Raw genomic sequence first — 13232 nt, 5'->3', positions numbered from 1 at the left:
TCCAAGTACCTAGACGGCGATGGTCAGTTCGATGGCACGCAGCCCGACCCGCCCCCGACCCCGCTCGAACTCCTCCAGCAGCTCGGTGAGTTGCTCGATGTGGCGGGACGTGAGCCGCCCCGCGTCGTCGAGATGGACGGCGCAGGCGGTGGTCGTGTCCACGAGCCGTTCGAGGACGGCCGCGACCTCGTCCGTGCCCTCCGTGTGCCGGGCGAGGGCGGGGAGTTCGGCGGCCGAGACGGCGATGGCGCCGCGGGCCTCGGCGAGGGTGCGGTAGGCCTCGCGGCGGAGGGTCCAGCGTTCGGCGCGGTCGTCGGACTCGCTGAGGACGTGCACGAGGTAGGCGTGTGCGGCGGCGCCCGCGGCCGCGAGCCGGGAGCGTACGCCCCCGCCGCGCTTCCCCGGCATCGGCAGATGCCCGACGATCAGCACGATCGCGCAGGCCAGCAGCGTCTCCCCGATCCGGCCGGCGGAGGCCTGCGGCTCCCCGCCCACCATCACGAGGGAGAGCACGAGAACGGTGACGACGGCGGTCTGCGCGGCGAAGTGCCGGGTGGCGACGGGAATGAGCGCACCGCTGAGCGCCACGAGCGCGACAAGCCCTTCGGGCCGGGGCAGCACGGCGGCGAACCCGGCAAAGAGAAGCGCCCCCAACACGGTCCCCGCCGCCCGGCTCAACGCCCGCGAGGCGAGCGGTCCGAGGTCGGGCTTGACGAGGAAGACGGCGGTGGCGGGCAGCCAGTACCAGTGCTCGTGCTGCCCGTACCAGCGGGCCTGGTGCAACGCCTGAGCGACGGCGACACTGGCCCCGAAACAGAGCGCGACCCGCAGGCCGTACTCCCGCCCCCCGGCCCCAAACGCCTTACGGAGCACATCGGTTGGCGTACGCCGACGCGTGTGCAGACTCGATTCGCTCCCCTCCGCCTGGTCGAAGGCGTCGGCGGCGTGCAGCAGCGCGTCGTCGAGGGCGCGCAGCGCGGGCGCGGAACGGTCGGGCGCGGGCAGCGGCCCGGTGGCCGCGTTGTCACGCACGGCGGCGGCGAGCCGACGCGGCCCTTCACCGGCCCGTGCCGACACCGCCTCCCCGGCCCAGGCGATCGCGGTCGCGGCCTCGGCGAGCGGCAGCGCGGCGGCGTACTGCCCGTGCAGCCGCCGCTCGGCCGACGAACTGGCGTACCGCCGCAGCCGCGGCCCGGCCAGCGCGTCCTGCGCGTGATCGAGCGCGGCGGTCAGCGCGGCGCGCCGCCCCGTCGCCTCCGCCCCACCGCTGGCGTCGAGCAGCGCGGCGATCGCGTCGTACACGGCGGCTACGGCGTGCCGCTCGCCGTCGAACCGGTAGTCACCGGCGATGGCCCCGGGCGTGGGCAGCGCCAGCCGCAGCAGAACCAGCCAGGCGGCCCCGGCGAGGAAGGCGAGGGCCCGCTCCCACCCCGGTTCGGGCAGGGGCATCCCGGCGCCGATGGCGGAGGCGACAAGCAATTGCGTACCGGCACCGGAAGCGACGGGCCCGATGGCACTGAACCCGCCGGCGACCAGCCCGATCCCGGTGAAGAGAAGCGTCAGCACGACAGCCCCGACATGCGCCCCGGCGTACGTCCCGATCAGCAGCCCGGCGGCTCCGGCGAGCGCGGGGCCCCCGAGTCGCTTGACGGAGGCCCGCCGGCTCCCGGGCCGGTCGTTGATCCCGGCGAGCATCGCCCCGAGCGCGGCCAGCACCCCGAGGGACGTACGCCCGACGAGCACGGCCACCGTCAGCAGCGGCCCGGCGGCCAGCGCCCCGCGCGTGACCGCGCTCCAGGGAACCGGCCCGCGCTGGGCACGGAGCGTGTGGGCGAGCCAGGGCGGAAGCGAGAACGCGTCGGTACGACGGGACACAGGGCTCCTGTCTTGACGAGGGCGGGGTGTGCCTTCGGGCGACGGTGGCCGGGGCGGTAGCTGGAGCGGGTGCTGAAGCTGATGCGGGCGGCTGGGGTGGTAGCCGTGGTATCCACGGTAGTTCCCGACCTTGTGCGGAACGGGGCGCACGCATTTCGGGGATGTGAAGGTTGACCGGAAGCCCGCTTTCTTTATGAACGCAACGCCGAGAAGAGCACTCCCACGTCGGAAACCGCACGATCAAGCACCTCAGGCTCCGCCCTCAACCCCGCCACAATGCCGTCGACCGCCCGCAGCCCGGCCCGCTCCAGCAGCCGCTTCTCGTTCGTCACCCACTCCCCCCGCCCCGCCAGCACCCCGTGCCCGGCCTGCACGGCGGCCACGGCGATCGCACCGGCGACCTCGGTGAGCCGCCCCTCCGGCACGTGGTTGGCCCGCGCATACGCGAGAGTGGCGTCGGCGGTGCCGTGCCAACGCTCGGCGGCGGAGAGCCGTAGCTTGTTGGGATAGCCGTCCGGGCGGGGTAGTTCGCCTCGCAGCACGCGGTTGATCGCCAGCTCGGCAACGACCAGGTAGCTGGGAATCCCGGCGAGATGGAACAGCAGCGGCTCCACCCGGAAACGCCCCTCCTCCGCCTCCGCCAACTCCCGTTCCACCACGTCGAGATCGCGATAGTGCACGTCAACTCGCCGCCCCTCAACGGTCAACCAGGCACCACCGTTGAAGACTCCGCCGCCCCACCCGCCGACCTCGGAGACCTCGCCGTCCCACCCGAGTGCACGGAGGTCGGCGGGGTCGAAGGGCCCGCGGTAGTAGACCGCCAAGTCCCAGTCGCTGTCGGGGCGGTGAGTGCCTTGAGCACGGGAACCGCCGAGGGCTACGGCTTGGACGGTGGGGAGGGTGGCGAGGCGGTCGGCGGTGGTGTCGAGGAAGTCCGCGTCGTCGGCGGGCGTGGGCGTGGGCACGGCTGGGGCTCCAACTGGTCGGCCGGTGGCGAGGATTGGCGGGAGCGTACGCAGGGGCGTGTGTCGGGCGCCACGCGTTAATGCGTGACCCTCCGACCCGGCGTCACGCGTTTCCGCGCAACCGATCAGCCCGTCGCCGCCATCCCGAAGTCCGCTCCCGAGATACCGCCCAGTGCCTCGGCGATGCGCAGCAACGGCTCGCGCAGGGTGGTCAGTTCGGTGCGCATCGCTTCCGCCTGCGGCCAGGCGGCCTCGTGGTCGAGGGGGGCCGCATCCGCCGGGCAGCGCGCTTCGTAGGCGGCGAGGCGGGGGTGCCAGGTGCTGGTGAAGGGGCGGATGGTGTCGTTGATGAGGGCGTAGGCGAGGCTCTGGACGGTCGGTGCGCCGGAGCCGCGTTCGAGGCCGATGCTGTACGTGTGCAGCGTCCCGCGCGTGAAGTCGATCAGTGACTTCAGAGAGGCCAGCGCCTCGCGCAGACTGCCCGTGCCCGGTGCCAGTTCCTGCACCCCGATGCGGGTGACCAGTTCGACCTGGATGTCGAAGGCGGCCATCCGCTCCGACTCACTGGGTGCTGCCATGGGTGCCTCCCTCCGGCTGCCGGGGAAGGTCAGCGTAACCGGGTCGCGGCGGCCGCACAGGGTCCGCAGGGCCGCGTGCCGCAGGGACTCGGTGCGGGCGGGCGCCGGGTCGTGATGGTGCCACGCGTGCAGGGTTACCGGGTGGAGCCGCCAGCCACCGTCGGCCACCGGGGCGAGCAGGCCGCGCACACGCAGTTCGGCGACGCCGTTCCCGGCCCGCCGGGCGGCGACGGCCCTGGGCACCCGGTCGACGGCGGCGAGCACACGCTCCGCGTCCTCCACCGTCAGCGGCAACGGGTGCAGTACGGCGGCGCAGCGCAGGACGTCGGCGGCCTCCGCCGTGTCCACGTCCCGTACGAGAGCGCCGGTGACGTCCGTCCCGGCGAGCGTGTCGAGAAGCGATCCCCCGCGCGCGTGCAGCCGGTCGTACAGTTCGCGCGGATGATGCCCGGCCCGGATCGCGCGCCCCAGGAGTCCCAGGGCGAGCGGATGTCCCTCGACCGCCTCGGCCAGCGCGTCGTCACCGCCGACGAGCACGCGCGCGTGGAGGGCGTCGAGCGGTTCGAGGTCTACGGGGGTGCCGATTCCGGCATAGGCGCGGCTGCGCAGGGTGAAGACGGTGCGGCCGAGTGGATGGGGTGCCGCCATCGCGGCGATGTCGCGGGCGGTGAGCCGGTCGGCGGGGACGGAGTCGACGATCCACAGGAACGGCCCGTCGGCACCGAAGGAGGTGCCGGCGGAGTCGGAAAGGGCCCGCACGGAGTCGTCGTAGGCCTGCCCGTTCACCCAGAAGACACCGCCCGGGTAGGCCGCCTCGAAGCGGAGGGCGTACTCCTGGGCGAGCGCGGACTTGCCGATGCCTGCCATGCCGCGGATCTGTACGGCGCGCGGGGCGTCGCGGCCGGTGACGAGGGGCGCGGAGTGGGCGTGCAGGGCGGAGTGCACCTGCCAGAGCTCGGAGAGGCGGCCCAGGAAGTCGAGGCGCGGCTCCGGGGAGCCCAACAGCCAGCGTCGTACGGCACGTTCCCGGATGGCCATCGGGCCGTCGAGGCGGGCGACGTGCTCGCGTACGTCGGCCACCAGGGCGGCGGGATCGTCGGCCGAGGCGTGCCGGGCGTCGCGGAGTTCGACGGGGTGGATGTGGTCGGAGGTCGGCTCCGGGTTGACGACCATGACGCGGCCGCGCGGATCGCCCTCCCCCAGGCCCGCCAGATAGGCCGTGGTCAACTCCCACTGACAGGCCTCGCGTTCGGGGTAGCCGGTGGAGTAGTAGGCGAGCAGCGCCTTGGAGCGGGCCAGTTCGCGTCGGATGGTGTCGCTGATGCCGGCGAAGGAGGCGACCCCGGTCTCGTCGGTGAACACCTTCAGCCCGCCGTCGCGCAGCACCTGCGCGAGCGGTCGGACCCGCTCCACGTCACCGCGGCTGTAGCTGAGGAAGACATCCCACACGACGGCTTACCCTACTGTGGGTACCGGGGAGGGCGATCATGAGACACAGGCAGCGCAGGCGGCGGGGTCCGGGCGGTCCGTCACAGATCACGGCCAGACTGACGATCCCGTTCGTCGGCGAGATCTCCGGCACCTGGGAACCGGCCGACGCGGAGCGCAGCGCGGCCTGGGAGCTGTACCTGCAACTGGTCACCCGCGTGTCGGTCGAGGAACTCGCCGCCGACGAGGGCTTCCTGCGCGAGGCACTGTCCTCCTTCTACACGTTCTTCGGCACCACCCGTGACATCCTCCACCGCCACGGGCCCCAGATCGCCCCGCCCGTACCCCCCGGTCACGTCAGCTTCGCCGTCCTCGCGGTCACCGTCCTCAACCGCGTCCTGCGCCCCCTCCTCGCGACGTGGCATCCCCGGCTCGCCGCCTACGAGTCCCAGCGGCCCGAAGGACGCGATCCGGTGGCGTGGGAGCGGGAGTGGGAACACGCGGACGCGCTGCGCGGTGCGATCGCGGAGGTGCGGGGCGTGCTGAGGTCATTGGCGCGGACATTGCAGGAGGTGGCCGGGGTCGGCGACCTCATCGACCTGCCCGCACCGCGCACTCCCGAGGACGCGACGACAAGGGCGAATCGGGGCACCCCCCCCCGGAGGTTCAGACAGGTTCTGACGCTCCGAACGCTCCTGACGCTTCCGGAGTCTGAGGTCACTCTCGCCGCGTGAGGCCGTCGGGCCGATTGTCAGTGGTGCGCGCTTCACTGGAGTGGTCACTGAGAGTCACCACGGGGAGCGGTCGATGGCAGCGCACGAGACGAATGAGAGTGGGCAGGGACAGGAGCAGGAGCAGGGGCGGGACGCGGAGGGCAGCGGCGGCGCGCAGGCCGCTCGTACGCATCTCTCGGCCGCCAGGTTGCGCGCGCGGGGATGGACAGCCGGGATGGTGCGTCAACTGCTCGGTGAACCCGACCTGTTGCGAGTCAATCCGCAGGTCCGGGCGGCTCCGCGAATCCGGCTGTACTGCGTCGAGCGGGTCGAGGCCGCTGAACGGAGTGAGGAGTTCCGGGCCGTTTCGGCGGCTGCCGCACGGAGGTCGGCCACGGCGCGGATCGCCGCTCGGCGCAGGCGGCGGGAGGTGCTGGCACGGATCGCGGCCGAACCGATCGACGTGCCTCTGCTGGCTCCGCGCACGTTGGCGACGCTGGCGGTCGAGCATCGCGATCGGCGGGACGGGGAGCGGGCGTACGAGCGGCTGGTGCTGCCGCCAGAGGGTGCTGTCGTGCCCGACCGGTGGAAGGTCGACTATCTGATGCACCGGCTGGCTCGTTACGACGAGTTGTTGCACGGGCTGCATGGAGGTGCGGGGCGGGCCACCGCGGAGGAGCTGCTCCGGCGGCGGATCTATGCGGCCATCACCGAGGCGTACCCGCTCCTTGCACGGGAGTGCCAACGCCGACTGTCTACCGGAAATTCGGATGCGGGCGCTTCGTCCATGTGATCGGCTGACGCCCGCACCCGCGCCGACCGTAGGCCGCCGACCGCCAACTGCCGGCCACCGGTGACCGATCGACCGATTTCTGGGAGACCCCGTGCTCGAACGCGTCACCGTCCCCACCCTCTTCCCGCCGCCCACCTACTCCCACGCGACCGTCGTCGAAGCCGGTACGAAGCTCGCCTTTCTCGCCGGGGCGGTTCCGCTCGACGTCGACGGCAAGGTGGTCGGTGTCGGGGACGCGGTGCGGCAGGCCGAGCAGGTGATGGTGAATCTCGGGGAGCAACTGCGGGCGGTCGGGAGCGACTTGGGGCATGTCGTCGCGACGGACGTGTATGTCGTGAGTAGCGAACCCTCGGTGCTGTCCGCCGTGTGGGAGGTGGTCGAGGCGTCCGGGCTCAGCGCGGGACCGCATTCGTCCACGCTCGTCGGCGTGGCCTGCCTCGGGTACACCGGGCAGCTCGTGGAGATCACGGCGACAGCCGTCGTACCGGAAGAAGGGCCGGCAGAGGAAGAGGTGTCTCAGCCGTGAACCCCGACTCCGAGGTCGTCGTCACGCTGCGGCGGGCCACCGCACCCGATGCGCGCCCCGCAGCCGATGTGTGGCTGCGTTCGTTCGCCGCCGCGCTGCCGACCGTCGTCAGTCCGCGGTCCGCCGATGACGTGCGGGACCACTTCCGGGACGTGGTCGTGCCGTTGCGGGAGATCTGGTTGGCCGACGCGGGGGACGGCGGTGGGGTCGTGGGGCTGATGGTGATCAACGGGGATGAGTTGTCGCAGCTGTATCTCGAACCGGACTGGCGCGGGCGGGGGCTCGGGGACCGGTTCGTCGAGCTCGCGAAGGAGCGGAGTCCGGGGGGCCTGGAGCTGTGGACCTTCCAGGTGAACAAGCCCGCCCACCGGTTCTACGAGCGGCACGGCTTCGTCGCCGTCGAGTTCACGGACGGGAGCGGCAACGAGGAGCGGGAGCCGGATGTGCGGTACGTCTGGGAGCCCAAGCCGTAGGCAGGCCACCAGGTGACCAAGTCATGGGTCAGGGGCGGGCGTTGCGGGCCAGTTCGAGGGCGTTCGACGGCCACCACTGGCCTGCCGTCGGGCCGCCTCGGCAGGTGCCGTCGGACTCGCCGGGGCGTTTGATCCACAGGTAGGCGTCGAGGAGGGGGTTGTCCGTGCGAGTCGTCGGCGGGGTGCCGAGGGCGCGGCCGGGTGGATTGCACCACGCGTCGGTGCCGGTGTAGGGGCCGTTGCCGTTGCGGCTGGTGTCGACGACGTAGTGCTTGCCGGCGAGGTCTTTGGAGAGTTGGTCACCGTACGTCGAACTCGCCTCGTTCGTCTGGTAGTTGGAGACGTTCAGGGCGATGCCGTCGGCTCGGGCGACGCCGGACGCCTTGAGCGCGGCGACCAGTCGCCAAGCCTCGGGGATCCAGCTGGAGTTGCCCGCGTCGACGTAGACGTGGGTGTGCGGTTGGCCCTTGAGACGGTCGACCGCGTGGGCGAGCAGTGCGTAGCGTTCGCTCGCGGTGACCCGGGTGCAGCCGGCGACCACTTGGGCGACCGCGTCCGGTTCGACGATGACGTAGGCGCCCCGGTCGCCGAGGGCGGTCGCGAACTCGTCGATCCAGGTGCGGTAGGCGGCTGCGGTGGGGGCGCCGCCCTGGGAGTACTGGCCGCAGTCCCGGTTCGGGATGTAGTACGCGACGAGTACGGCGGTGCGGCCCGCCTGGGCGGCGGCGGTGGTGCGGGCGCGGACGACCGGGCCGGGGTCGGGGCCGTTGAGCCACTCGGCTTCGGGTCTGGCGGCGATGCGGTCCATCAGCGTGGCGTCGGCTGTCCGGCCGGCCTCGCGCCAGGCGGCTGCCTGCTGTGCGGCTCGGGAGTCGGGGGCGGCCCAGAACGGTTCCGGTACGTCGCGTGTCGCCCCGGCGCAGCACAGTCCTGCGAGGAGGGTGGCGAGGAGGGCTCGGCGTACCGGGGTGGGCAAGGTGGCTCCGTTCTGCCGCGCGGGGTGACTGGGCGGCGACTTGTCCTTCCCGGAGTCTGCGGGGCGCCCGGGGTTGGTCCGGTGCGTGACCTGGCAGGGCGGGGGAAGATCACCCCGACGGGGGTGTGCCTCGACGGGTGCGCTGTGACGGGGGATGCGCCGCGGTAGGGGGTGCCACGGTCTGTCGTTGAGCGGCTACAGCGCCGTCGTGGCTGGTCGCGCAGTTCCCCGCGCCCCTAAAAGCCACGACCTCGCACCCCTGAACGCCGGACCAGCCAAGGCGCTTTTAAGGGGCGCGGGGAACTGCGCGAGCAACCCCCACGCACCCGCACTCTGAACTCAACCCAGCAGCCCCGACCACCCCCACCCCTTCAGCGCCCCCACCCCCTCCTCTTCACCACCGGCCGGCCAAAACTCCCCACCCTGCTCGTCCTCAACCCCAACCCCACCAACGACTCGGCCAACTTCACCCCCGCCCCCACCCCGTCCACCACCGGCAACCCCAACTTCTCCCCCACCGCCCGCTGCAACCCCGTCATCCCGGCACACCCCAGCACCAGGACCTCCGCCCCCGCCGCGCACACCCGTTCCGCCGCCGCGAGGAACGCCGCCTCCGTACGGGCCTCGTCGCCGCCCAGGTCGAGGACGCTCAACCCCGTCCCCACCACCCCCGCGCAGTTCCGGCCGACCCCCGCCAGCTCCAGGCTGTCCTCGATCTGTCCGCAGGACCGTTCCAGCGTGGTGACGACGCCGTAGCGTCGGCCGAGCAGGCAGGCCAGGTGGGCGGCCGCCTCGGTGATGTCGACGACCGGTACGTCCACCAACTCCCGGACACCTTCCCGCCCGTGCTCCCCGAAGCCGGCCATGACGACGGCGTCGTACGCAGGGCCCTCGTACGTACGGAGCAGATCCATTACGGCCGCCGCCGACAGATAACTGTCCAGCCAGCCCTCCGCCGACTCGGGGCCCCACGCCGGGGTCAGGCCGGTCACGGTGGTGCCCGGGCCTGCCGCGGCCCGGGCACCTCGTACGATCTCCTCGGTCATCGCCTGCGTGGTGTTGCAGTTGGTGACGACGATGCGCACGCGGGTCAGACCTCCAGCGGCTCGGGAGCGGGCGCGGGCTCGGCGGCGGCTCGATCGGTGCGGCAGATCAGTACGTACAGGCCCGCGCCCAGTGCCGTACCGATGAACCACGAGTACGGGGCCACGTCGCTGAACGTCTTCACCAGCGCGAGCACCGCCGCTACCGCCGCCGCAGGCAGGAACGCCGCGAGGGCCTTGGGGTTCACGCCGCCCCGGTAGTAGTAGCGAGAGCCCGGGGTCGCGTCGAACAACGCCTGCACATCGACCCGGCCGCGCTTCACCCAGTAGTAGTCGACCATGATCACGCCGAACAGCGGGCCCAGGAAGGCGCCGAGGCCACCGAGGAAGTAGTTGACGACCGTGGGGTTGGAGAAGAGGTTCCACGGGGTCACCACCAGCGCGGCGACGGTGCTGATCATGCCGCCGATCCTGAAGGTGATCTTCTGCGGCCAGACGTTGGCCAGGTCGTACGCCGGCGAGACGAAGTTGGCGACGATGTTGACGCCCATGGTGGCGACGGCGAACGTCAGCGCGCCCAGCACCATCACCCAGGTGTTGCCGACCTTGGCGACCAACTCGGCCGGATCCGTGATGGCTTGACCCCAGACCTCCAGCGAGCCGGCCGTGACGATCACCGAAACGACGACGAACGCCGTGGAGTTGATGGGCAGGCCCCAGAAGTTGCCGCGGCGGACGGTCTTGTAGTCCGGCGCGAAGCGGGAGAAGTCGCAGAAATTGAGCATCAGCGTGCCGTACGTCGCGAGGATCAGGCCGATCGCGCCGAACCACTGGCGCCACTGCTCGCCGAACGAGACCGGGTGCGGGGTGGAGGTGAGGGAGATCGACCAACCCGCCTTCGCCAGTACCCAGATGGCCAGCGCGATCATCACCAGCCAGATCGCGGGGCCGCAGAAGTCCTGGAACTTCCGTACGGATTCCATGCCCTGACTGATGATCACCGCCTGGATCAGCCAGAGGGACACGAAGGAGACCCAGCCCAGGGCGTCAAGTCCCAGAAAGGAGTGGTGAGTCCAGGACTCCAGGCCCGGCCACGCGGCCAGCAGCATCACGTTGACGGCGACGGAGGCGAGGTAGGTCTGGATGCCGTACCACATGATGGCGATCACGGCCCGGATGAGGGCCGGGATGTTGGCGCCCCACACGCCGAAGCTGACGCGGCTGACGACCGGGAACGGAACGCCGTGCGCCTGCCCGATCCTCCCCATCCAGTTCATGCCGACGTAGATGAGCACGAAGCCGACGAGCAGGGCGGTGAAGACCTGCCAGACGTTCATGCCGAGGACCAACAGGCCTGCGGCGAACGTGTAGTTGCCGAGGTTGTGGACGTCGGACATCCACATGGCGAAGAGGTCGAAGACCTTCCAGTTCCGCTTGTCGGCGGGGGCGAGGTCTTCGTTGGTGAGCCGTGGGTCGGGGACGAACGCTGGTGTGCCGGTGGCTTCGGCGCGGTCGGCGAGGGACACGGGGCCTCCAGGGCGAGGGGACGGGAGGGATGGAAGGGATGGGCAGGACGGCTTCCGGTGTCGTTTGGTATACCAAACTGCCGTCATGGTCCTCCCGTCAACGGTTCCGACCGATGTCTCCGTTGTTAACGCTCCGTAAAAGACCCTCGGAGTCGGCGAAGATAAACCCATGAGCTCCACGACAGCGAAGATCGAACCCCTCGGAGCGGTGCGCGAGCGCGTCCTGGCCACCCTGCGGCAGGACGTCATCGCCGGTCGCCTCCGTCCCGGTGACCGGCTGGTGGAGCGCGAGCTGGCCGAGCGCTTCGGCATCTCCCGGGTGCCGGTCCGCGAGGCGATCCGCGCGCTGGTCGCCGAGGGGTTCGTCCACTTCGAGACCCCGCGGCGCACGGTCGTACGCCGTCTCACCCCGAACGACGTCCGGGAGCTCTTCGAACTGCGCGAGGCCCTGGAGGTCTACGCCGCCGGGCTCGCCGCGTCCCGCGCGACACCGGAGGAACTGGCCGAGGTGGCGGAACTCCTCGACCGTGCGGCCGCCGCGACCGAGGCGGGGGACGCCGAGGTGATCACGGACATCAACAGCCGCCTGCACGACAGCATCGTGGCGATCGCGGGCAACACGCTACTGACCGCCGCCCTGGAGCCGGTCGCCGGCCGACTGCGCTGGATGACCCGCCGGAACGAGGAGTGGCCCCAACTCCTCGTGGAACACCGTGAGTTGTACGAGGCGATCGCATCCGGCGACCCGGACCGCGCCCGCGCGCACGCACTGGCCCACGTACGGACCAACTACCGTTCCACGGTCCGGCATCTGTTCGGGGACGACGCGGAGCGGTAAGCAGAGGGAGCGAACATGGTCAGCAGACGTGGCCTGTTGAGCGGGGCCGCGCTGGTCGGGGTCGGGGCGATGGCGGGCGTCGCGCAGGGAGCGGGGGTGGCCGTGGCGGACGTGGCGCTGGACACTCCGTTCACGCCGGTCGGCACGCCGCATCTGGCGCAGGCCGAGCAACTGGTGGGATATCAGCGGCTGTTGGCGGCCGGGTATCTGGTCGACGGGCTGGTGGGGCACTGGGCGCTGGACGGTTCGGGCGCGGACCGTTCCGGCCGGGAGCATCCCCTCACGCTCGGCTCCGGCGCGACCTGGACGGCGTTGCGCGCGGGCGGCGAGCTGAGCCTCGACGGGACGTCCGGGGCGTACGCAGCCGCCGATTCCGTCCTGGACACGACACTCCCCTTCACCGTCTCGGCGTGGGTGCGCCTGGCGAGCGACGCCGACCCGGCGACCATGTACACGGCGGTGAGCCAGGACTCCGCCACCACCAGCCGCTTCCTCCTCCAGTACGACAACACCGTCTCCACCTGGGCCTTCAAGGTCCGCGGCGAGGACCAGGCGACCAAGGTGTCCGCCGTCGCCACCTCACCGGCCGGTCTCGGCAGCTGGACCCATCTGACCGGCGTCTGGGACGGCACGCAGATCCGGCTGTACGTCGACGGGCAGCCGCAGGGCAGCGCCGCGACCGCCCTGTCCTGGGCCGCGACCTCCGGTTTCTCCATCGGCCGGGCCCGTTTCGACGGCGCGCCCGTCAACCGGTTCAAGGGCGCGATCGACGACGTACGGACGTACGCCCGCGCCCTGACCGCCGACGAGATCGCCCTGGTCAGCGGCCGTACGGCCCGCGAGAACAACGTCTACCAGTCGGGCTCGCCCGCCACCCTCGCCTGGGGCACGCCCGACGACCCGGCGAGCTGGGTGGCCCGCGCCCGCTGCGCGTCCTTCGTCACCGGTGTCCTCAAGCACACCTACGGCTGGGCGGACGACGCCTACTTCCTCCAGTACTTCCAGGAGAAGGTCCCGGAGGCCGCCGACTACTGCGCGGCCTTCCTGAACGCCACCGCCGGCCCCCGCTTCCAGCGCGTCCGCAAGGTCGCCGACCTCCGGCCCGGCGACATCATCGCCGTCGACCACAACGGCAGCGACCCCGACAACACCGGCCACATCGTCATGGTCCGCGAGGTCAAGGGCGTCTTCAGCGGCACCGCCGACTTCACCGGCGAGACGCAGTACGCCGTCGAGATCGTCGACTGCACCTCCGACCCGCACGGCGTCTACGCCCTGACCAACTACCCCAAGTACCCGGACACCCGCATGGTCGGCGATGTCCCCGGCGAGAACCTCCAGGGCGTCGGCATCGGCCACATGATGTTCTACGCCTCCGATGCCACGGGTGAGTTCTCGCGGTACCGGTGGAGCGTCAACTCGTCGAAGAGCAGCGGGACTTACGACGTGTCGGCACGACCGGTGGCGGCGGCGCGCATCGGCTGAGCAACAGGGCCAA

The 13232-nt window shown here is 71.4% G+C and carries 12 protein-coding genes; 6 read left to right on the top strand and 6 right to left on the bottom strand.

What is annotated here, in order from left to right; translation table 11 throughout:
- Positions 1-9: 9 nt before the first annotated feature.
- The 3 genes from OG194_RS35530 to OG194_RS35520 form a co-directional block, all read right to left on the bottom strand.
- A complete protein-coding gene (locus tag OG194_RS35530) occupies positions 10-1875 on the bottom strand; it encodes an FUSC family protein (RefSeq protein ID WP_327404862.1) in 1866 nt (621 codons plus the stop codon).
- Positions 1876-2066: 191 nt separating this feature from the next.
- Entirely contained in the window at positions 2067-2840 is a 774-nt protein-coding gene (locus OG194_RS35525) for a nucleotidyltransferase domain-containing protein (protein WP_327404861.1), read from the bottom strand.
- Between the two features lie 125 nt (positions 2841-2965).
- Positions 2966-4867 (bottom strand): tetratricopeptide repeat protein, encoded by a 1902-nt coding sequence (locus OG194_RS35520; protein WP_327404860.1) that lies wholly within the window; start codon positions 4865-4867, stop codon positions 2966-2968.
- A 38-nt stretch (positions 4868-4905) separates the two neighbouring features.
- Here OG194_RS35520 and OG194_RS35515 point away from each other — a divergent pair, with 38 nt between their 5' ends.
- From OG194_RS35515 to OG194_RS35500, 4 genes are all read left to right on the top strand, one after another.
- Complete coding sequence (locus OG194_RS35515) at positions 4906-5580, top strand: hypothetical protein (RefSeq protein WP_327404859.1); 675 nt, start codon at positions 4906-4908, stop codon at positions 5578-5580.
- Between the two features lie 73 nt (positions 5581-5653).
- Positions 5654-6352, top strand: a complete 699-nt coding sequence (locus tag OG194_RS35510; protein WP_327404858.1) for a hypothetical protein — start codon at positions 5654-5656, stop codon at positions 6350-6352.
- A gap of 91 nt (positions 6353-6443) precedes the next feature.
- On the top strand, positions 6444-6878 hold the full coding sequence (locus OG194_RS35505; RefSeq protein WP_327404857.1) for a RidA family protein: 435 nt from the start codon (positions 6444-6446) through the stop codon (positions 6876-6878).
- Complete coding sequence (locus OG194_RS35500) at positions 6875-7351, top strand: GNAT family N-acetyltransferase (protein WP_327404856.1); 477 nt, start codon at positions 6875-6877, stop codon at positions 7349-7351. Before OG194_RS35505 ends, OG194_RS35500 begins: the two co-directional genes overlap by 4 nt.
- Positions 7352-7379: 28 nt before the next feature.
- Here OG194_RS35500 and OG194_RS35495 read toward each other — a convergent pair whose 3' ends face one another.
- The 3 genes from OG194_RS35495 to OG194_RS35485 form a co-directional block, all read right to left on the bottom strand.
- The gene (locus OG194_RS35495; protein WP_327404855.1) at positions 7380-8327 is read right to left on the bottom strand and encodes a glycoside hydrolase family 6 protein; all 948 of its coding nucleotides are present in this window, start codon (positions 8325-8327) and stop codon (positions 7380-7382) included.
- 371 nt (positions 8328-8698) lie between these two features.
- On the bottom strand, positions 8699-9412 hold the full coding sequence (locus OG194_RS35490; protein WP_327404854.1) for an aspartate/glutamate racemase family protein: 714 nt from the start codon (positions 9410-9412) through the stop codon (positions 8699-8701).
- Positions 9413-9417: 5 nt separating this feature from the next.
- Positions 9418-10896: an NCS1 family nucleobase:cation symporter-1 gene (locus OG194_RS35485; RefSeq protein WP_327404853.1), complete on the bottom strand. Its 1479-nt coding sequence runs from the start codon at positions 10894-10896 to the stop codon at positions 9418-9420.
- A gap of 169 nt (positions 10897-11065) precedes the next feature.
- Here OG194_RS35485 and OG194_RS35480 point away from each other — a divergent pair, with 169 nt between their 5' ends.
- Both OG194_RS35480 and OG194_RS35475 read left to right on the top strand, forming a co-directional pair.
- Positions 11066-11734: a GntR family transcriptional regulator gene (locus OG194_RS35480; RefSeq protein ID WP_327404852.1), complete on the top strand. Its 669-nt coding sequence runs from the start codon at positions 11066-11068 to the stop codon at positions 11732-11734.
- A 15-nt stretch (positions 11735-11749) separates the two neighbouring features.
- The gene (locus OG194_RS35475) at positions 11750-13219 is read left to right on the top strand and encodes a LamG domain-containing protein (protein WP_327404851.1); all 1470 of its coding nucleotides are present in this window, start codon (positions 11750-11752) and stop codon (positions 13217-13219) included.
- The last annotated feature ends 13 nt before the right edge of the window (positions 13220-13232 follow it).

The organism is Streptomyces sp. NBC_01288 (genome assembly GCF_035982055.1).
Classification (GTDB): domain Bacteria; phylum Actinomycetota; class Actinomycetes; order Streptomycetales; family Streptomycetaceae; genus Streptomyces.
The sequence above is the reverse complement of the archived record's forward strand: the minus strand, read 5'-3'. Positions and strand labels throughout refer to the sequence as shown.

Coding starts and splice junctions, on each gene's coding strand:
- OG194_RS35515 (WP_327404859.1), top strand. CDS start 4,906: ATGAGACACAGGCAGCGCAGGCGGCGGGGTCCGGGCGGTCCGTCACAG.
- OG194_RS35510 (WP_327404858.1), top strand. CDS start 5,654: ATGGCAGCGCACGAGACGAATGAGAGTGGGCAGGGACAGGAGCAGGAG.
- OG194_RS35480 (WP_327404852.1), top strand. CDS start 11,066: ATGAGCTCCACGACAGCGAAGATCGAACCCCTCGGAGCGGTGCGCGAG.
- OG194_RS35475 (WP_327404851.1), top strand. CDS start 11,750: ATGGTCAGCAGACGTGGCCTGTTGAGCGGGGCCGCGCTGGTCGGGGTC.